The sequence below is a fragment of the Leifsonia sp. P73 genome (genome assembly GCF_051059105.1).
In the GTDB taxonomy this organism is placed as follows: domain Bacteria; phylum Actinomycetota; class Actinomycetes; order Actinomycetales; family Microbacteriaceae; genus Leifsonia.
Window position 1 is genome coordinate 2,073,538 of record NZ_CP194931.1, and the last position, 19,113, is coordinate 2,092,650.

Here is a 19,113-nt window from a genome sequence, read left to right on the forward strand (position 1 = left end):
CGGAGCTTCGGTGGGCGGCAGGGGTGCGGTCGGCGGTGTCGGGGATCAGCGTGTGCGCGCGGCGGCGGCGGTCAGCACTCCCGGCCCGGTGGCGAACAGCTCGTCCACCACGCGGTCGGCGAGCCCGAGCCCGGTGGTCATCCCGATGCCGGAGGTCACGGAGACGACCCGGACGGACGGCGCGGGGGACGACACGAGGAAGTCGTCGGCGGCGGACGCGTGGACGCCCTGCCAGCGCTCGATCACGCGCACCCGGCCGAGGCCGAACAACGCCCGCGCGCCGTCTAGCAGCAGCTCGAACGCGGTCTCCGACTGGAACGGCGGCACGTCGTCACCGCTCCGCCTGGCCGCTCCGAGCACGACAGAGCCGTCCGGCCGCTGCGCGAACACCTGGTCGATGTCGAACGCGGCGAGGTCCGGGCGCTCGGCGGCCAGCCGCTCCCGGAGGGCGTCGACGCCGGGGACGTGCGCGAACCCGGAGGCCCGCGTCAGGGATCGCCCGGCCAGCACCGGCGCCGTCAGGGGGCGGTCGAAGTCGGCCTCCACGAGCAGCATGTCGAGCCCGGTGCGCTGGATGCCGTGCGCCTCCGCAATGCCGGGGAACAGCCGGTCGACCTCGTGGTCGACGGCGACCACGACGGCATCCGCGGACACCCGGCCGCGCGACGTGTGCACCCGGCCCGTCTCGACGCCGGTCACGGTGGTGTGCCAGAAGAAGTCGACGCCGTGCGCGTCCAGCCAGCGCGCGATCGCCGGCGCGGCCTCCCGCGGGTCGACCTGGAGGTCGGCGGGGAAGAACGCGCCCCCGACCGCGGCGCCATCTGCCAGAGGGACGCGCTCGCGCACGTCGGCCGGGGTCAGCATCCGCACGTCGTGGCCGCCGCGGGTGTCGCGGAACTCCTCAAGCACGGCCAGCTCGTCTGGCGCCTGCGCGACGACGACGGTGCCGGCTTCGCTGAGCCAGAAGCCGGCCTCCACGGCGAGCGTCAGCCAGAGCTCGCGGCCGAGCTCGGCGTACGCCCTCGCCTCGCCCTCCTGGCCGGTGATGCAGAGGTGTCCGAAGCCGCGGACCGAGGACCCCTCCACGCTGGAGGCGCGATCCACGACGGCCACGGTCAGCCCTCGCCGCAGCGCCGCCACCGCATGCCCGAGCCCGACGATGCCTCCGCCGACGATCGCGAGGTCGTAGTGCCTGCCCATTCCCGTCTCCCGTCCGCAGGAAGTCCCTGCACGACGGTAGGAGCCGGCGACGACGGAGGCGGCAACTCCGGGTAGCCGAACGGTGAACGCGTGGTTGCGGATCGGCGATCCGTGAGAGTTCTGACAGACTCACCCCGGGCCGCCCCGCGGTGTCGCTAGGCTCTGGTCTGCCCCGACCGGTACCCGAGCGCGGGTGCCGGCGCCGACGCTCATCCCGACCTCGTGCGCTGCGCACGATCCCGTGCCTCGGGTGGAGTCGGGGGAGACCTATGCGTACCGTGCCGGATGGTCGGACGATGAAACGCTTCGGTGCGCGGGCGGGCGCGGTGGCTGTCGCCGCCGCAGCCGCCGTGTTCGTCACGGGCCTGGCGGCGCCGTCGGAGGCGGTGACCGCGACGCCGTCCACGGCAGCGGACCACGCGATCGCGTTGCCGGGGGCCCCGACGTCGTTCCGGACCACCGGTCCCGTCGCCGACGCCTCAGGGGACGTCTGGATGCTCGTGACCACGGGCGTCGAGGAAGTCCGCGCTGATGGCACCCTGGTAAGCTTCCCCACCACCGCCGGCCGGGTGGCCCAGGGCGGGCTCACCGTCGACACCGCAGGCGACGCCTGGTACATCGACACCGACAACCACGGGGCGTGGTACGTCAGCGAGGTGACTCCGGCGGGCGCGGTGCACGACAATCCCACACCCGTCGCGATCGGCACGCTCGTGAGCGGCCCTGACGGCACAGTGTGGCTGCTTGGAACGATGGGCGGCACGTTCGGTGGCGGCATCATGCGCTACTCGCCGTCCGGCGCGATCACCCAGTTCTCCTCGCCGCAGGTGGTGTCGCACGCCTTCCTGCCGGACGGCACCCTGTGGTTCGGCGGCGGATCGACGGTCGGATGGATCACCCCGACCCAGACCAGCACCGTGGTCGGAAGCGTCAGCGCGCCCGGCGTCAACTCGGGCATGGTGGTGGACGCGGGTGGCACCGTATGGTTCGGCGAGACAGGAGCGATCGGAGCGATCGCGCCCGACCACTCGGTCTCGAGCTACCCCGTCCCGGGCGGCAAGACCCCGACGTCGCTGGTCCTCGGCTCCGACGGAGACCCGTGGTTCACCGACACGGGAAGCGCCGGGGCCGCTGGCACCGCTCCGCTGGAGTACACCGTCCGCTCGGGCGCGCTCACGCCCGTGTCGTTCGGCCTCGGCAACGACGCCACGGTCGACGAGCCGCTCGTGGGTCCGGACGGACGCCTGTGGCTGTCGGCGCACGAGCAGGGCCAGACGTCCGGAACCTCCCCGTCGACCTGCTGCGGATCGCCACCGACGGAACGGTCACCCGCACGTCGGAGGCCGGCGACTACGCGCTGATGCTCAGCACCTCGCCGAGCGGGACGGTCTGGTTCCAGACTGCGAACTTCGGACCCACGCCTGCCTCCCAGCTCACGGGCGTCATCGCCGCGGACGGCAGCATGCAGACCCTGGCGAGCCAGTCGGGTCAGGAGTTCGGTGCGGTCTTCGACACGGCCGGGCGCGCGTGGGGCTACGACCCCTCCACGAACACGCTGCACGAGTACTGGCCCGTCGCGACCACGCGCGTGTCCGCCTCCGACCGGTTCGCGACGTCGGTCGCCGTCGCGCAGCGCGAGTACCCGAACACGGCCCCGACCGTGGTCGTCGCCTCCGGCATGAACTTCCCGGACGGCCTCTCGGCCGGACCGGTCGCCGCTGCGGACGGCGGCCCGCTGCTGCTGACCGGACCTACGGCCCTCCCCCAGGCCGTCTCCGCGGAGATCAGCCACCTCGCGCCGACCAGGATCCTGGTGATCGGCGGCCCCGCTGCCGTCTCCGACGACGTGGTGGCCCAGCTCAATGCGATCGCCCCGGTGACCCGGCTCTCCGGCGCCGACCGGTACGCGACGTCGCGCGCACTGGTGTCCTCCGCATTCGGGAGCGGCGCGGCGACGGTCTATGTCGCGACCGGCGCGAACTTCCCCGACGCCCTCTCGGCCGGCGGCGCCGCGGGCTCGCAGGGCGCTCCGCTGCTCCTGGTCGACGGCACGGCGTCGACCCTCGACGATGCGACGGCGCAGCTCCTCCAGAGCCTGCACGTGCAGCACATCGAGCTCGTCGGCGGGACCAGCGTGGTGTCGCCGGGTGTCGCTGCGGGACTCGGTGCGATCGCGCCGGTGGCGCGGCTCGCGGGCGCGGACCGGTACTCGACGGCCGTCGCCGTGAACCAGCAGGCGTACGCGGGCGCCCCGGCCGGCGCGTCGGTGCTCATCGCGACCGGCTCCAGCTTCCCCGACGCGCTTTCCGCGTCGGCCTGGGCGGCCGCGGCGAAGTCTCCGCTCTACGTCGCGGCTCCCGGGTGCGTGCCCCAGCCGGTGCTGGGCGCGATCGGGACGATGCAGGCGGGCGGCGTGAGCGTCGTCGGCGGCCCGAGCGCTCTCAGCGACGGCGTGCTCCGACTGACGAGCTGCTGATCGCGAAAGGCCGCTGATCGCGACGGGCCACTGACCACGGGGTCGGTGGCCCGTTGCACTTCTGTGACGATCGGCGCAGAATCGCAACATGACGTCGAACCAAAACACGCGCGAGTTCGATCCGGACATCGTCACGGACTTCCACGACCGCATGTCGTACGGGTCGTATCTCGACCTCGGCACCCTGCTCAGCGCCCAGAAGCCGGTGAGCGTGCCGGAGCACCACGACGAGCTGCTGTTCATCATCCAGCACCAGACCACCGAGCTCTGGCTGAAGCTCGTCCTGCACGAGCTGGAGTCGGCGCGCGACCTGCTGCGCGCCGACGAGCTGCAGCCGGCCCTCAAGCGGATCGCGCGCGTCAAGCACATCCAGAAGACGCTGACGGAGCAGTGGTCGGTGCTGGCGACGCTCACGCCGACCGAGTACGCCCAGTTCCGCGGCTTCCTCGGCAACTCGTCGGGGTTCCAGTCGTACCAGTACCGCGCGGTGGAGTTCGTCCTCGGCAACAAGAACCGGCGGATGCTGTCGGTCTTCCGCGACGACCCGGACGCGCTCGGGCTGCTCACCGAGTTGCTGGAGGCGCCGAGCGTGTACGACGAGTTCCTGCGCTACCTGGCGCGCGCCGGGCACGCCGTGCCGCAGGCGGTGCTCGACCGCGACGTCACGGAGGCCCACGTGTTCAGCCCGGAGCTGGTCCCGGTGTTCCGCGACATCTACGAGCACGCCTCGGAGCACTGGAGCGAGTACGAGGCGTGCGAGGAGTTCGTGGACCTGGAGGACAACTTCCAGCTCTGGCGGTTCCGCCACCTCAAGACCGTGCTGCGCACCATCGGCATGAAGACCGGCACCGGAGGCTCCACCGGCGTCAGCTTCCTGCAGAAGGCGCTGGACCTGACGTTCTTCCCCGAGCTGTTCGCCGTGCGGACGGAGATCGGGGCGCCGGAGTGAGCGACGCCCGCTCGCAGGGCCCCACCATCCGGGTGGACGCCGTCTGGAGCGGTGCGGGCTTCGACGGCCCGGCGACGTTCCACGTCGACGGCGAGCGCCTCGTGACCCCGCCCACCGACGACGGCGCGCCCATCCACGTGGGCGGCACGCTCTTCCCGTCGCTGACCGACCACCACACGCACCTCGGCCTCACCGACCCGGCCGCGCTCTTCGCCGGCGGCATCACGCACGCGGTCGACCTCGGCTGGATCCCGGGCGTCGCGGCCTCCTGGCTCACCGACCTCCCGGGCCGGCCCGCCGTCTCGATCGCGGGCGCGCTGATCACCGCCCCCGGCGGCTACCCGGTGGCGTCCGGCTGGGCGCCGGACGGCGCAGCGGAGGAGGTCGGCGGCCCACGTGAGGGCCGGGACGCGGTGCGGAGGCAGCTCATGATGGGAGCCTCCCGCATCAAAGTCGCCCTCAACAGCGACGCGGGCGAAACCGTGGACAACCCGACGCTGGCCGCGGTTGTGGAGGAATCCCACGCCGCCGGGCTCCCCGTCGTCGCGCACGTACAGGGCGCAGGCCAGACCGCCCGCGCCATCGCCGCAGGGGTGGACCAGCTCGCGCACACCCCTTCACCGAGCGGCTGGACGACGCGCTCGTCGCGGAGGCCGTCCGCCGCGCGATGACCTGGGTCAGCACCCTGGACATCCACGGCTGGGGCACCCGCACCGAGCACTACCGCATCGCCGTCGACAACCTCCGCCGGTTCGCCCTCGCCGGCGGACGCGTGCGGTACGGCACCGACCTCGGCAACGGCGACCTCCCCATCGGCGTGAACGCACGCGAGCTCGCCGCGCTGCAGGAGGCCGGGCTGACCGGAGCGGCTCTCGTGCGCACGATCGCGGGCGGCCCGACGGCCTCCCTCGGCCCTCGCGTCGCCTGGATCCCCACCCCGCCTCCCGCCGACGACGGCGACCTTCCCGTCTGGCTGGCCACCGCCCGCGGCGTCCGCATCCCCGACCTCCTCCCCTCCCGCCCGCTTCGACAGGACACCCCATGACCGACATCCCCGACGACCTCTTCGCCTACGACCCGCTCGACGACGAGGCCGCGGCGGCCGATGCCGACACCCTCGCCGGCGATCCCCTCGCCGCCGCCCGCGCCCTCGATGAGGCCGACCCGCTCGCCGCCTACCGCGACCGGTTCGTGGGCGTCAGCCCGATCGCCGGCGCCGACCTCGGCACAGCCTCGCCCGTCCTCGCGTACTTCGACGGCAACTCCCTCGGCCGCCCGGTCCGCGCGAGCGTCGAGCGCATCCAGCGGTTCCTCGTGGACGGATGGGGCGGCCGGCTGATCCGCGGCTGGGACGAGGAGTGGATGGAGCTGCCGTTCCGGATCGGCGACACGCTCGGCGAGACCGCGCTCGGCGCCGCGGCCGGGCAGGCGTTCATCGGCGACTCCACGACCGTGCTCCTCTACAAGCTGGCGCGCGCCGCCGTCGACTCGCTGCCGGAGCGCAGCGAGATCGTCCTCGACACCGACAACTTCCCGACCGACCGCTACGTGCTCGACGGCATCGCCCGCGAGCGCGGGCTCACGCTGGTGTGGATCGAGGCGGACACCGAGTCGGGCGTGACTCCCGAGCAGGTCGCGGCGGCGGTCGGACCGCGCACGGCGCTCGTCGTGCTCAGCCACGTCGCGTACCGCTCCGGGTTCCTCGCCGACGCCCGCACGATCACGCGCATCGTCCACGACGCGGGGGCGCTCGTGCTGTGGGACCTCTGCCACTCCGCCGGCTCGGTGCCCGTCGAGCTGGACGAGTGGGACGCCGACCTGGCCGTCGGCTGCACCTACAAGTACCTGAACGGCGGCCCGGGATCGCCCGCGTTCGGCTATGTCAACAGCCGCCTCCAGCGCCGGCTCGTGCAGCCGATCCAGGGCTGGATGGGCGTGCGCGACGTCTTCCTGATGGGGCCGGAGTACCAGCCCGCCGACGGGGTCCGCCGCTTCATCTCCGGCACGCCGCCGATCGTGGGGATGCTCGCCCTGCAGGACACCGTCGCGATGATCGCGGAGTGCGGGATCGACGCGGTGCGCGCCAAGTCGGTCGCGCTCACGACGTTCGCCGTCCGGCTCGCCGACACCTGGCTGACGCCGCTCGGCGTCACCCTCGCGAGCCCGCGCGACCCGTCCCAGCGCGGCGGCCACGTCACCCTCAGCCACCCGGCGATGCGTGAGGTCACCGCGCGGCTGTGGGAGCGCGACGTGATCCCCGACTACCGCGACCCGGACGGCCTCCGCATCGGGCTCTCGCCGCTGAGCACGAGCTTCGAGGAGGTCGCGGTCGGGCTGGCGGCGGTGCGGGATGTGCTGGGCGAGCTGATCACGGAATGAGCGGGGTGGAGGTGCGGGAGGACCTCGAAGCCAGCAGCGGCTCCGCCACCGCCGTGCTCCGCACCGTCGTCGGCAGCACCCTGCGGCCACTCGGCGGCTGGATGAGCGCCGCCGGAGCGGTGGAGCTGATGGCCGCCCTCGGGGTGCCGGCGACGACGGCGCGCTCCAGCCTGGCGCGGCTGTGCGCGCGGGGCGTGCTGGTCCGCGAGCCGCGGGACGGGGTCGCCGGCTACGCGCTCGACCCGGCCGCGGTGCCGATGCTGGAGCGCGGGGACGCGCGCATCTTCGGCGAGCGCGCCGCGCCGGCCTCCTGGTGCCTGGTGTCGTTCTCGTTCCCCGAGCACCAGCGCTCGCAGCGCCACCGGCTGCGTCGGGCGCTCGCCGCGCTCGGCTGCGGGACCGTCGCGGACGGACTGTGGATCGGGCCCGACGCCCTGGAGGCCGAGCTCGCGGAGGTCGCGCACGCCTTCGGAGCCGACCTGTTCACCGGCGCGCACCTGGCCGAGACCCCCGCCACGCCCGACCTCCCGTCCGCCCTCGCCCGCTGGTACGACCTCCCGGCCATCCGCACCCTCCACGAGGCCTTCCTCGACCGCTTCCAGTCGACGCCGACCCCGGCCGACGACCGCGACGCCTTCGCCCTGTGGATCCGCGTCCTGGACGAGTGGCGCGTCATCCCGTACCGCGACCCGGGCCTCCCCGCGGCCGCCCTCCCCGCCGACTGGCCGGGCGCCGCCTCCGCCGCCCTGTTCGCGCGCCTCGACGCCGCGCTCGCCGGCCGCGCGCTCGCCTTCGCCGCCCGGACCGCCCACGCGGACCGAGGGGCCTCCGCCCCACGGTAGAATCGCTGTGGCCCGGATGCGCGAGTGGAGCGGAGATCACCCTTTGTCGACGATCGTTGTGGAAGTCATGCCCAAGGCTGAGCTGCTCGACCCGCAGGGGAAGGCCGTCGCCGGCGCCCTCGCGCGCATCGGCAAAGGCGAGTTCTCGGGCGTCCGCGTCGGCAAGCGGTTCGAGCTGACCGTCGACGGCCCGATCGACGACGAGATCAAGGCCGCGGTCGCCGAGATCGCCTCCGAGATCCTCTCCAACTCGGTCATCGAGGACGTGGTGGGCATCCACTACCCGGGCGAGGACGCCTGATGCGCATCGGCGTCATCACCTTCCCCGGCTCGCTGGACGACCGGGACGCGCTGCGCGCCGTCCGCATGGCCGGCGCCGAGCCGGTCGCGCTCTGGCACGGCGACCACGACCTCCAGGGTGTGGACGCGCTCGTGCTCCCCGGCGGCTTCAGCTACGGAGACTACCTGCGCTGCGGCGCGATCGCCTCCCTCTCGCCGATCATGACCGAGGTCGTGGACGCCGCGGGCAAGGGGATGCCGGTGCTCGGCATCTGCAACGGCTTCCAGATGCTCGCCGAGGCGCACCTCGTCGCGGGCGGCCTGATCCGCAACGACCACGGCAACTTCATCCGCCGCGACCAGCATCTGATCGTCGAGAACGCGGACACCCCCTGGACCAACGGCTTCGAGCAGGGCCAGGAGATCGTCATCCCGCTGAAGAACGGCGAGGGCGGCTTCATCGCCTCGGCCGAGGAGCTGAAGCGGCTGGAGGGCGAGGGCCTCGTCGTCTTCCGCTACACCGGCGTGAACCCCAACGGCTCGCTGGACGACATCGCGGGCGTCCGCAACGAGCGCGGCAACGTGGTCGGCCTGATGCCGCACCCGGAGCACGCGGTCGAGGCGGGCTTCGGTCCCGACACGGCGGTGGCCATGCGCTCGGGTGTCGACGGGCTCACGTTCTTCACCAGCGTCATCCGCTCCACCCTCGTAGACGCGTAGCCGTCGCCGCAACCTCTTCCGGACTTCTGTACGCGACACGCCGTGTTCCGGCGTACACAACTCCGGAATCGATGGCTGGTCAGCCGAGCGCGGTGTAGACGACCACGCGGAGGGCAGGGTGGTCGGTCGGGGTGAGCTGGTGGTGCTCCAGCCGCACCTCTCCGTCGCGCGGATGCCGGAAGCGCCGCTCCCGCGAGGCGAACCCGCGGATGTCGTAGCGTTCCCAGGCCTCCCGGAACTCCGGGCTCGCCGTGCGCAGCCGCTCCACGAGCGCGCGCACCGCGGGGTCGCCCGCGCGCGTGCCCGTCTCGGCGCGGAACTCCGCCAGGAAGCGCGCGCTCGTCTCCTCCCAGTCCGGCAGCAGCTCGCGCACCGCCGGGTCGGTGTAGACGAGCCAGAGCAGGTTGCGGTCCTCGCGCGGCACGCGCGCGACGTTCGGGTACAGCCGGGTGTATGCCCGGTTCCAGCCGGCGATCCCCCAGTCCGGCGCGAGCGCGAAGGCCGGGTTGTCCCCGAGCGCGTCGAGCAGGCGCTGCACGTGGGCCGGGGCGTCCTCCACCAGCCGGGTGCGATCGGGCGCCGGGAGGCCGAAGCCGGCGAGCGACAGCAGGTACTCGTGCTCGGAGGACGACAGCCGCAGAGTGCGCGCGACCGCGTCGAGCACCGAGCGGGAGGGGTTGATCGGCCGGCCCTGTTCGAGCCAGGTGTACCAGGTGACGCTGACGCCGGAGAGGTAGGCGACCTCCTCGCGGCGCAGGCCCCGGTCACGCGACCTGCCGACCGGCGGGAGCCCGTAGTCGGCGCGCGGCGCCTGCTCGCGGCGGCTGCGCAGGAAGCGGCCCAGCTCCGCGCGTGCTCCCTCGGCGTCCACGTGTCGATACTAGTGCTCTCACTACTAGTAGTGACGCCGTCTTCCACCCCCGCCGGCACACCCGGAGCATGGGAGCATGCCCGCTCTCCGCTCCCGCACTGTCACCCACGGCCGCAACATGGCCGGCGCCCGCGCACTGCTGCGCGCCGCCGGCGTCGCCCGCGAGGACTTCGGCAAGCCGATCGTCGCCGTCGCGAACAGCTTCACCGAGTTCGTCCCCGGCCACACCCACCTCCAGCCGGTCGGCCGCATCGTGTCGCAGGCGGTCCAGGCCGCCGGCGGCATCCCGCGCGAGTTCAACACGATCGCGGTGGACGACGGCATCGCGATGGGCCACGGCGGGATGCTGTACTCGCTGCCGTCGCGCGAGCTGATCGCCGACTCGGTCGAGTACATGGTCAACGCGCACTGCGCCGACGCCCTGGTCTGCGTCTCCAACTGCGACAAGATCACGCCAGGGATGCTGCTGGCCGCGCTGCGGCTGAACATCCCGACCGTGTTCGTCTCCGGCGGCCCGATGGAGGGCGGCCGCACGGTGCTCGTGGACGGCACGGTCCGCAAGCTCGACCTCATCTCCGCGATGGCCGACTCGGCGAACGACGCCATCTCCGACGAGGACCTGCTGCGGGTCGAGGAGGCCGCCTGCCCGACCTGCGGCTCGTGCTCGGGCATGTTCACCGCCAACTCGATGAACTTCCTGGTCGAGGCGCTCGGCCTCGGCCTCCCCGGCAACGGCTCCACCCTCGCCACCCACACCGCGCGCCGGGCGCTCTACGAGAAGGCGGGCGCGACCGCCGTCGAGCTCGCGCACCGGTACTACGACGGCGAGGACGCGTCCGTGCTGCCCCGCTCGATCGCCACCCGGGAGGCCTTCGGCAACGCGATGGCGCTCGACATCGCGATGGGCGGCTCGACCAACACGATCCTGCACCTGCTCGCCGCCGCCCGCGAAGGCGGCATCGACTACGACCTGGACGACATCGACCGGCTGTCCCGCCGCGTCCCGTGCCTCAGCAAGGTCGCGCCGAACGGCGCGGCGCTGGTGGAGGACGTTCACCGGGCGGGCGGCGTCCCCGCACTGCTCGGCGAACTCGACCGCGCCGGACTGCTCGACCGCGGGGTGCACAGCATCCACGCGCCGTCGCTGGAGGAGTGGCTGGCGGACTGGGACATCCGCGGCGGCTCGGCGACGGCGGAGGCGATCGAGCTCTTCCACGCGGCCCCCGGCGGGGTGCGCTCGGCACAGGCGTCGTCGCAGTCCGAGCGCTGGGAGTCGCTGGACACCGACGGCGCGACCGGCGTGATCCGGGATGTCGCGCACGCGCACTCGGCGGACGGCGGCCTCGCCATCCTCCGCGGCAACCTCGCGCCGGACGGCTCGGTGGTGAAGACCGCGGGCGTGGACCCGAGCATCCTGGTCTTCTCCGGCCCGGCCGTGGTGGTCGAGTCGCAGGAGGAGGCGGTCGACGCCATCCTGACCAAGCGCGTGCAGGCCGGCGACGTGGTGGTCGTGCGCTACGAGGGTCCGCGCGGCGGGCCGGGGATGCAGGAGATGCTGTACCCGACCTCGTTCCTGAAGGGCCGGGGGCTCGGCGCGAAGTGCGCGCTCATCACGGACGGCCGGTTCTCCGGCGGGACCTCGGGCCTCTCGATCGGGCACGTCTCGCCCGAGGCGGCCGCGGGTGGCGCGATCGCACTGGTGGAGGACGGCGACACGATCACGATCGACGTCGCGGCGCGCAGCATCCGGCTGGAGGTCTCCGACGCCGAACTCGACGCGCGGCGGGAGGCGCTGGCATCGGGCCGCGGGTTCCGTCCGCTGGACCGGGAGCGGCCGGTGTCGGCGGCGCTGCGGGCGTACGCCGCGATGACGCTGTCCGCGGACCAGGGCGCGGCACGGGACGTCGACCAGCTCACCCGCGCGGCCGTCCCGACCGCATAGCCCAGCCGCCGAAGGGCACGTGAACGCCCCTAGAACGCGCTTTTAGGGGCGTTTACGTGCCCTTCGATCGCGTCAGTCCTTCGGGACCCGCGGCTTCGCCGGCTTGCGCGGCTTCTTCTCCTTCGGCGGCATCCGGCCGACCTGCTCCAGGGCGACGCCGATCCACTCGCGGAGGCGGTCGGGGTCGTCGCGCCAGGCGTCGGGGAGGGAGACGTAGCCGCCCATCGGGCGCTCGGCCGGGCCGTATGGTCCGGTACCGTCGATCGCCTGCAGCTCCTCCCGCACGGCGTCGTCGGGCAGGCGCACGCCGACGCTCTCGCCGAACAGCCCGGCGAACATGTTGCCGTTCACGAACGCGCCCAGGTTGGCGAACATCGGCTTGACCTCGACGCCGCGAGCGTCCGGCACCACCGAGCGGAACAGCTCCATCGTCTCCTGCGACGGTCGTGGGATCTGCATGGTCGTGCCTTTCGTCCGGCAGCGGTCTGTGCACAGCGGCACCCGTCCACATCCTGCCACCCGCCCGGGACAGCGTGCCCCTGAGCGCCGGTAGACTGGATTCCATCCCCCGCCACCGCCAGCAGCCTGGAGTGCCCGCGTGACCGACACCACCGTCCAGCATGTCGTCGACACCGTCGCGAACGCCGCCGCGACTCCGGAGAAGGAGCAGCCGTTCGCGGCGCTCGGCCTCAAGGAGGACGAGTACGCGCAGATCCGGGAGATCCTCGGCCGCCGCCCCACCTCGGGCGAGCTGGCGATGTACTCGGTGATGTGGTCGGAGCACTGCTCCTACAAGTCGTCCAAGATCTACCTGCGCCAGTTCGGCCAGAAGGTCTCGCCGGCGATGAAGAAGAACCTCATGGTCGGCATGGGCGAGAACGCGGGCGTCGTGGACGTCGGCGAGGGCTGGGCGGTCACCTTCAAGGTGGAGTCGCACAACCACCCGTCGTACATCGAGCCGTTCCAGGGCGCCGCGACCGGCGTCGGTGGCATCGTCCGCGACATCATCTCGATGGGCGCGCGCCCGGTCGCGGTCATGGACCAGCTCCGGTTCGGCCGCATCGACGACCCGGACACCGCGCGCGTCGTGCACGGCGTCGTCTCGGGCATCTCGTTCTACGGCAACTGCCTCGGCCTCCCGAACATCGGCGGCGAGACCTACTTCGACTCCGTGTACCAGGGCAACCCGCTGGTCAACGCGCTCTCGGTCGGCGTGCTGCGCCACGAGGACCTGCACCTCGCCAACGCGTCTGGCGCGGGCAACAAGGTCGTCCTGTTCGGCGCCCGCACCGGCGGCGACGGCATCGGCGGCGCGAGCATCCTGGCCTCCGACACGTTCTCCGAGGGCGGGCCGACCAAGCGCCCTGCCGTGCAGGTCGGCGACCCGTTCGCCGAGAAGGTGCTCATCGAGTGCTGCCTGGAGCTGTTCCGCGACAAGCTCGTGGAGGGCATCCAGGACCTCGGCGCCGCGGGCATCTCGTGCGCGACCAGCGAGCTCGCGTCCAACGGCGACGGCGGCATGTTCGTCGAGCTCGACAAGGTCCTGCTGCGCGACCCCACGCTCACGGCGGAGGAGATCCTCATGTCCGAGAGCCAGGAGCGCATGATGGCGGTCGTCAAGCCCGAGCTGCTCGACGCCTTCCTCGCCGTCACCGCCAAGTGGGATGTCGAGACCAGCGTGCTGGGCGAGGTCACCGAGACCGGCCGCCTCGTCATCAACTGGAAGGGCGAGGAGATCGTCAACGTCGACCCGCGCACCGTCGCCGTGGACGGCCCGGTGTACGAGCGCCCGGTCGCCTACCCGACCTGGATCGACGCCCTCCAGGCCGACACCGCCTCCGTCCTGGCGCGCCCGACGACCGGCGACGAGCTGCGCGAGCAGGTGCTCGCCCTCCTCGGCAGCGCCAACCTGGCCGACAAGAGCTGGATCACCGACCAGTACGACTACTTCGTGGGCGGCAACACCGCCCTCTCCTTCCCGGACGACTCCGGCATGATCCGCGTGGACGAGGAGAGCGGCCTCGGCTTCGCCATCGCGACCGACGCCAACGGCAGGTACTGCCAGCTCGACCCCAAGCAGGGCGCCAAGCTGGCGCTCGCGGAGGCCTACCGCAACGTGGCGGCCTCCGGCGCGGTGCCCGCCGCGGTCACCGACTGCCTGAACTTCGGCAGCCCGGAGAACCCCGAGGTCATGTGGCAGTTCTCGCAGGCGGTGGAGGGCCTCTCCGACGCCTGCCTGGAGCTGGAGGTCCCGGTCACCGGCGGCAACGTGTCGTTCTACAACCAGACCGGTGACACCCCGATCTTCCCGACCCCCGTCGTCGGCGTGCTCGGCGTGATCGACGACGTCGCCCGCCGCATCCCCGCCGGCTGGCAGGACGAGGGCGAGAACATCTACCTGCTCGGCATCACCCGCGAGGAGCTCGACGGCTCCGCGTGGGCCGGCACGATCCACGGCCACCTCGGCGGCCGCCCGCCCGCGGTCGACCTCGCGGCGGAGCGCACCCTGGCCGAGACGCTGCACGCGGCCTCGGTCGAGGGCCTCGTCTCGTCGGCGCACGACCTCGCGGACGGCGGCCTCGCCCAGGCGCTGGCCGAGAGCGTGATGCGCTTCGGCGTCGGCGCCCGCGTCTGGCTCGGCGAGGTGCAGGAGCGCGACGGCGTGGACGCCGCGACCGCGCTGTTCAGCGAGTCCACCGCCCGCGTCATCGTCTCGGTTCCGCGTGAGGACGACGTGAAGTTCCGCGGGCTCTGCGAGGGACGCGGCGTGCCGCTGCTCCGCATCGGCGTCACCGACGCCGAGGTCGGCGCCCAGCCCGTGCTGGAGGTGCAGGACCTCTTCACCGTCGGGATCGAGGAACTGCGCGGCGTCCACCGCTCCACGCTCCCCGAGCACTTCGGCCCGACGGTCGCGTAGCCGCGATCCAACTGACAGAACACGCCGCCTCGGCTTCGTCCCAGGCGGCGTGTTCTGTCAGTTCGTTCGTCAGTCGGCGACGAGCTCGGCCTGGCGGCGGGTGAAGAGGCGCACGCGCTGCTGGGTCAGCAGGATGCCGCACAGCACGATGGCGGCGCCGACGGGCTCGTTCCAGCTCAGGTGCTCGCCGAGCACCAGGATGCCGAGCGCGACGCCGACCACCGGCGTCACGTAGGTCACGCCCGACGTCGCCGTGGGTCCCCACGCGCGCAGCACGTTCATGTTCCAGATGTAGACCACGCCCGTCCCGAGCGCGCCCAGCGCCAGCAGGCTGAGCAGCACCGGCCAGCTGAACACGATGGGCGACAGCGCCACGACCGGTGTCAGCAGCAGCATGATCACGGCCGCGAGCCCGATGTTGAGGAACGCGACCGACGTCGCCGGGATGTCCCGGTGGCTGATGAACCTCCGGATGTACCCGAAGCTGAAGCCGTAGCAGGTGACGGCGCCGAGGCACGCGAGCTGCCCCCACACACTCCCCGACAGCGCCGCGATCGACCACGGGCCGACCACGACGACCACACCGACGACGCCCACGAGCACGCCGAGCACCTGGTCCCGGTTGAGCTTCTCGACCCGGAACGCGGCGGTCGCGAGGATCGCGGTCGTGATCGGGGTGACCGCGTTGTAGATGCTGGCGAGGCTGGAGGACACGTACTGCTCGGCCCACGCGAACAGCAGGTACGGCACGACGCAGTAGGTGACCGCCACGACCGCGAAGTGCAGGTAGACGATCGGCTGCTTCGGGAGCCGGCTGCGCGTGACGAGCACGATGACCCCGAGGGTCAGCGCCCCGAACACGAGCCGCGCCCACGCCACCTGCCCGAACGAGACGCCCTCCAGCGCCACCTTCATGAACAGGAAGCTGGCGCCCCAGACGAGACCCATGGCGACGAACTGCAGAGCGACCTTCACTCGTCGAGGCTACTGCCCGCCACCGACGCCGACCGGCGGAAATCGGACGCGGCGGCTAGTCCCTCACGGGACGCCCGGTCGCCTCGGGGAAGCCCTCCCCCGGATGCACGGTGTTCGCGGCCGTCATGTACTGCTTCCAGACCCGGTGGCGGAGCTGGTCGGCTTGGATGCCGCCGACCTTGGTCCGCCGCAGCGACACGTCGCCGGTCACGTTGCCGACCCAGACCGCGGTGGTCAGGCGAGTGGTGGAGCCCACGAACCAGGTGTCCTTCTCGGAGTCGGTCGTGCCGGTCTTCCCGAACACAGGGACACCGTCGTTCGGGTTCGACGCCGATCCCGTGCCGCCGCGCGTGACGCTCTGAAGCGCGGACGCCATCGTCGCGGCGACCTCCGGGCTCACGGCCTCCGAGCAGGAGGACGCCGGCACAGGGACCTCGGCGCCGTCCGGCGCGACGATGCGGTCGATCGCGATCGGGGCGCAGTAGACGCCCTCGTTCGCGATCCCCGCGAAGGCGGCGGCCATCCGCACCGGCGCGACTTCATTGGTGCCGAGGACATCGGAGACGAAGGAGGTCAGCGGCTTGCCGTCGGCGCGCTTCACGCCGAAGGCCTCCGCCGTCTTGCGGATCTCGCACTGGTCGAGTTTCTGCGCCATCGAGAAGTAGGCGCCGTTCACCGAGCCCGCGGTCGCCGCGCGCACTGAGATGTTCCCCGGCTTCTGGCCGCCGTCGTTCTTCGGGGAGTACGTGCCGGAGCCCGATCCCTGGCAGGAGTCCTTGAAGGACGACAGGTTGAGCGCGCGCGAATCGCCGTTCACGACGTCGTTGAGCGAGCGCCCGTCCTTCAGCCACTCGGCCAGGGTGAAGACCTTGTACGTCGAACCGGCCTGGAAGCCGTTCGACCCGCCGTAGTCGAAGTCGGTGCTGTAGTTCACGGCTGTGTTCTCCGGCGACGTCTCGTCCGGGTCGGCGTTGAAGTCCTTGTTCTGTGCCATCGCGAGGATGCGGCCGGTGCCAGGCTCCACCGTGACCAGCGACGAGCCGAGGTCGAGGACCTCCGTCGCGTGCGGCACGTAGGCGTCGACGGCCGCGACGGCGGACGCCTGGAGGTCGAGGTCGAGGGTCGTATAGATGTCGTAGCCGCCCCGCTTGAAGCTGCTGTACGTCGGGTCCGTGGCGTCCGGCAGGATCTTCTCGTTCTCGATCACGCGCTGCACGTAGTCGCAGAAGAAGCCGGCGCCGAGTGGGTTCGCGGTGACGCAGCCGGTGGACGGCGGTGTGATGTTCGGCTCGATCGGGGCGGCGACCGCCTCGTCGTGCTGCGCCTGGGTGATCCTCTTCTCCTCCAGCATGGCGGCGAGGACGTCGTTGTCGCGGCGGAACCTGTTGTCGCCGATGTTGTCCGGGTCGTCGATGCGGAGGTCGTTGGGCGCGTTGACCGTCGCGACGAGGGCGGCGGCCTGGGCGAGCGTCAGCTCTGCCGCCGTCACGCCGAAGTAGTACTCGGCGGCGGCCTCGATGCCGTACACGGAGCCCCCGAAGTGCGCGATGTTGAGGTAGCCCAGCAGGATCTGGTCCTTCGGGAGCGACTTCTCGAGCCCGATGGCCAGGCGCATCTCGCGAAGCTTCCTGTCCATGCTGGTCTTGGTGGCCTCCTTATAGGCGGCCGTGCGCTTGTCCTTGTCGCGGATCGCCTCCGCACGCTGCATCAGGATGTTCTTGACGTACTGCATCGTGATGGTCGACGCCCCGGAGCCCACCGTGCCGGACGACGCGTTGCCGATCGCGGCCCGCAGTGCGGACGGGATGTCGACGCCGCCGTGCGTGTAGAACCGCGGGTCCTCGGTGGCGGTCAGCGCGTCCTTGACGAACGGGGAGATGTCATCCCAGCCCACGTTCTTGCGGTTCTGCTCGTAGACCGACGCCAGCAGCACCGGCGTGCCGTCGCGGTCCTTCGCGTAGATGTCGGTCGTCTGCGCGAGCGCGTCCACGGTCAGCGCCTCGGGCATCGTCTCGAAGAGATGGATGCCGGTCTCCGTCGCGACCCCCGCGACGGCGACCACCGGCGCCACCATCGCGCTGACCAGCACCCCGGCCATCATCACGCTGAGCCCGACGAAGGCCGCCGCGGACGCACCGCGACGACGTGAACGATTCGATTCTTCCTGCTCCCCCATAGCAGCCAGCTTGCCCGATCCAACTGAGAAAAGCCTGGCGTGTGATATACGCCTCACCGCGATCCTGGCTCGCTTCCGTCCGATGCGCCATGCTGGTCCCACCCGCCGGGAATACTTCCAGCTCGGCGTCGTTATATGCGTTTGCATAGATACGGCGAGAACGAACCTGAGGAGCCAGCAATGCAGTACGGAATCTTCTCCGTCAGCGACATCACCCGCGACCCGGTCTCGGGCGAGACCCCGAGCGAGGCGGAGCGCATCGACGCGATCGTGAAGATCGCCACGCACGCGGAGGAGGTCGGCCTGGATGTCTTCGCGATCGGCGAGCACCACAACCCGCCGTTCTTCTCCTCGTCGCCCACCACCCTGCTCGCGCACATCGCCGCCCTCACCGAGCGGCTGATCGTGACGACCTCCACCACCCTGATCACCACGAACGACCCGGTGCGCCTCGCCGAGGAGTACGCGATGCTGCAGCACCTGTCGAAGGGCCGCATGGACCTCATGCTCGGGCGCGGCAACACCGGCCCGGTGTACCCGTGGTTCGGCCAGGACATCCGCCAGAGCCTGCCGCTCGCGCTCGAGAACTACAACCTGCTGCACCGGCTGTGGCACGAGGACGTCGTGGACTGGGAGGGCAAGTTCCGCACGCCGCTGCAGGGCTTCACCTCCACCCCGCGCCCGCTCGACGACGTGCCCCCGTTCGTCTGGCACGGCAGCATCCGCACCCCGGAGATCGCCGAGCAGGCCGCGTACTACGGCAACGGCTTCTTCGCGAACAACATCTTCTGGCCGAAGGAGCACTACCAGCGCCTGATCGCCTTCTACCGCGAGCGCTTCGAGCACTACGGCCACGGCACCGCCAAGCAGGCGATCGTCGGGCTCGGCGGCCAGGCCTACATCGCGAAGACCTCGCAGGAGGCCAAGAAGGAGTTCCGCCCCTACTTCAACGAGGCCCCGGTCTACGGCAACGGCCCGACGATGGAGGAGTTCACCGAGGCGACCCCGCTGACCGTGGGCAGCCCGCAGGAGGTCATCGACAAGACGCTGACCTTCCGCGAGTGGGCCGGCGACTACCAGCGCCAGCTGTTCCTGATGGACCACGCCGGCCTGCCGCTGAAGACGGTGCTGAAGCAGCTCGACCTGCTCGGCGAGGAGGTCATCCCCGTGCTCCGCAAGGAGACCGAGGCCCGCAAGGACCCGGAGACCCCCGAGGCGCCCACGCACGCGTCGCTCGTCGCGGCCAAGTACGGCGACGCCGCGCCGCGCCAGCCGCGCCCGAACGCCAACCGCGGCGACAACGTGACCGGCGCCTCCCCCTACCAGGACTCCTCCGAGGAGTTCCAGGCGGACTACCCGGCGCTCTGAGCGACCGGTTCACGCTTCG

General features: G+C 71.8%; 17 protein-coding genes. 12 read left to right on the forward strand and 5 right to left on the reverse strand.

Annotated elements, in window-relative coordinates:
• Positions 1–45 precede the first annotated feature (45 nt).
• Positions 46–1,200, reverse strand: coding sequence for a TIGR03364 family FAD-dependent oxidoreductase (locus ACQ86L_RS10535; RefSeq protein WP_434318836.1), 1,155 nt, complete (start codon positions 1,198–1,200; stop codon positions 46–48).
• A 296-nt stretch (positions 1,201–1,496) separates the two neighbouring features.
• Between ACQ86L_RS10535 and ACQ86L_RS10540 the strand changes: the two genes are divergently transcribed.
• The 9 genes from ACQ86L_RS10540 (at position 1,497) to purQ (ending at position 8,845) form a co-directional block, all read left to right on the forward strand.
• Entirely contained in the window at positions 1,497–2,561 is a 1,065-nt protein-coding gene (locus ACQ86L_RS10540) for a Vgb family protein (RefSeq protein ID WP_434318837.1), read from the forward strand.
• Entirely contained in the window at positions 2,447–3,676 is a 1,230-nt protein-coding gene (locus tag ACQ86L_RS10545; RefSeq protein ID WP_434315348.1) for a cell wall-binding repeat-containing protein, read from the forward strand. The genes ACQ86L_RS10540 and ACQ86L_RS10545 overlap by 115 nt, the downstream gene beginning before the upstream one ends.
• 88 nt (positions 3,677–3,764) lie before the next feature.
• Positions 3,765–4,625, forward strand: a complete 861-nt coding sequence (gene kynA, locus ACQ86L_RS10550; RefSeq protein WP_434315349.1) for a tryptophan 2,3-dioxygenase — start codon at positions 3,765–3,767, stop codon at positions 4,623–4,625.
• Entirely contained in the window at positions 4,622–5,296 is a 675-nt protein-coding gene (locus ACQ86L_RS10555) for a hypothetical protein (RefSeq protein WP_434315350.1), read from the forward strand. The genes kynA and ACQ86L_RS10555 overlap by 4 nt, the downstream gene beginning before the upstream one ends.
• Positions 5,293–5,670: a hypothetical protein gene (locus ACQ86L_RS10560; RefSeq protein WP_434315351.1), complete on the forward strand. Its 378-nt coding sequence runs from the start codon at positions 5,293–5,295 to the stop codon at positions 5,668–5,670. The genes ACQ86L_RS10555 and ACQ86L_RS10560 overlap by 4 nt, the downstream gene beginning before the upstream one ends.
• The gene (locus tag ACQ86L_RS10565) at positions 5,667–7,004 is read left to right on the forward strand and encodes a kynureninase (RefSeq protein ID WP_434315352.1); all 1,338 of its coding nucleotides are present in this window, start codon (positions 5,667–5,669) and stop codon (positions 7,002–7,004) included. The genes ACQ86L_RS10560 and ACQ86L_RS10565 overlap by 4 nt, the downstream gene beginning before the upstream one ends.
• Positions 7,001–7,846, forward strand: a complete 846-nt coding sequence (locus ACQ86L_RS10570) for a PaaX family transcriptional regulator (RefSeq protein ID WP_434315353.1) — start codon at positions 7,001–7,003, stop codon at positions 7,844–7,846. Before ACQ86L_RS10565 ends, ACQ86L_RS10570 begins: the two co-directional genes overlap by 4 nt.
• 43 nt (positions 7,847–7,889) lie before the next feature.
• The gene (gene purS, locus ACQ86L_RS10575; RefSeq protein WP_345833585.1) at positions 7,890–8,147 is read left to right on the forward strand and encodes a phosphoribosylformylglycinamidine synthase subunit PurS; all 258 of its coding nucleotides are present in this window, start codon (positions 7,890–7,892) and stop codon (positions 8,145–8,147) included.
• The gene (gene purQ, locus ACQ86L_RS10580) at positions 8,147–8,845 is read left to right on the forward strand and encodes a phosphoribosylformylglycinamidine synthase subunit PurQ (RefSeq protein WP_434315354.1); all 699 of its coding nucleotides are present in this window, start codon (positions 8,147–8,149) and stop codon (positions 8,843–8,845) included. Before purS ends, purQ begins: the two co-directional genes overlap by 1 nt.
• Before the next feature lie 79 nt (positions 8,846–8,924).
• On the opposite strand, the gene ACQ86L_RS10585 is transcribed toward purQ, so the two are convergent.
• On the reverse strand, positions 8,925–9,716 hold the full coding sequence (locus tag ACQ86L_RS10585) for a helix-turn-helix transcriptional regulator (RefSeq protein WP_434315355.1): 792 nt from the start codon (positions 9,714–9,716) through the stop codon (positions 8,925–8,927).
• 76 nt (positions 9,717–9,792) lie between these two features.
• Here ACQ86L_RS10585 and ilvD point away from each other — a divergent pair, with 76 nt between their 5' ends.
• Entirely contained in the window at positions 9,793–11,658 is a 1,866-nt protein-coding gene (gene ilvD / locus ACQ86L_RS10590; protein WP_434315356.1) for a dihydroxy-acid dehydratase, read from the forward strand.
• 72 nt (positions 11,659–11,730) lie between these two features.
• On the opposite strand, the gene ACQ86L_RS10595 is transcribed toward ilvD, so the two are convergent.
• Entirely contained in the window at positions 11,731–12,117 is a 387-nt protein-coding gene (locus ACQ86L_RS10595; RefSeq protein ID WP_434315357.1) for a TfoX/Sxy family protein, read from the reverse strand.
• 139 nt (positions 12,118–12,256) lie between these two features.
• Here ACQ86L_RS10595 and purL point away from each other — a divergent pair, with 139 nt between their 5' ends.
• Entirely contained in the window at positions 12,257–14,575 is a 2,319-nt protein-coding gene (gene purL, locus ACQ86L_RS10600) for a phosphoribosylformylglycinamidine synthase subunit PurL (RefSeq protein ID WP_434315358.1), read from the forward strand.
• Positions 14,576–14,644: 69 nt separating this feature from the next.
• Here the strand turns inward: purL and ACQ86L_RS10605 are convergent, their stop codons facing one another.
• Together ACQ86L_RS10605 and ACQ86L_RS10610 are read right to left on the reverse strand one after the other, a co-directional pair.
• Entirely contained in the window at positions 14,645–15,550 is a 906-nt protein-coding gene (locus ACQ86L_RS10605) for a DMT family transporter (RefSeq protein WP_434315359.1), read from the reverse strand.
• Positions 15,551–15,605: 55 nt separating this feature from the next.
• Complete coding sequence (locus ACQ86L_RS10610; protein WP_434315360.1) at positions 15,606–17,726, reverse strand: transglycosylase domain-containing protein; 2,121 nt, start codon at positions 17,724–17,726, stop codon at positions 15,606–15,608.
• 180 nt (positions 17,727–17,906) lie between these two features.
• Here ACQ86L_RS10610 and ACQ86L_RS10615 point away from each other — a divergent pair, with 180 nt between their 5' ends.
• The gene (locus tag ACQ86L_RS10615; protein ID WP_434315361.1) at positions 17,907–19,094 is read left to right on the forward strand and encodes an LLM class flavin-dependent oxidoreductase; all 1,188 of its coding nucleotides are present in this window, start codon (positions 17,907–17,909) and stop codon (positions 19,092–19,094) included.
• Positions 19,095–19,113: the final 19 nt, after the last annotated feature.

Coding starts and splice junctions, on each gene's coding strand:
- ACQ86L_RS10535 (WP_434318836.1), bottom strand. CDS start 1,200: ATGGGCAGGCACTACGACCTCGCGATCGTCGGCGGAGGCATCGTCGGG.
- ACQ86L_RS10540 (WP_434318837.1), top strand. CDS start 1,497: ATGAAACGCTTCGGTGCGCGGGCGGGCGCGGTGGCTGTCGCCGCCGCA.
- kynA (WP_434315349.1), top strand. CDS start 3,765: ATGACGTCGAACCAAAACACGCGCGAGTTCGATCCGGACATCGTCACG.
- ACQ86L_RS10560 (WP_434315351.1), top strand. CDS start 5,293: ATGACCTGGGTCAGCACCCTGGACATCCACGGCTGGGGCACCCGCACC.
- ACQ86L_RS10565 (WP_434315352.1), top strand. CDS start 5,667: ATGACCGACATCCCCGACGACCTCTTCGCCTACGACCCGCTCGACGAC.
- ACQ86L_RS10570 (WP_434315353.1), top strand. CDS start 7,001: ATGAGCGGGGTGGAGGTGCGGGAGGACCTCGAAGCCAGCAGCGGCTCC.
- purQ (WP_434315354.1), top strand. CDS start 8,147: ATGCGCATCGGCGTCATCACCTTCCCCGGCTCGCTGGACGACCGGGAC.
- ilvD (WP_434315356.1), top strand. CDS start 9,793: ATGCCCGCTCTCCGCTCCCGCACTGTCACCCACGGCCGCAACATGGCC.
- ACQ86L_RS10595 (WP_434315357.1), bottom strand. CDS start 12,117: ATGCAGATCCCACGACCGTCGCAGGAGACGATGGAGCTGTTCCGCTCG.
- ACQ86L_RS10610 (WP_434315360.1), bottom strand. CDS start 17,726: ATGGGGGAGCAGGAAGAATCGAATCGTTCACGTCGTCGCGGTGCGTCC.
- ACQ86L_RS10615 (WP_434315361.1), top strand. CDS start 17,907: ATGCAGTACGGAATCTTCTCCGTCAGCGACATCACCCGCGACCCGGTC.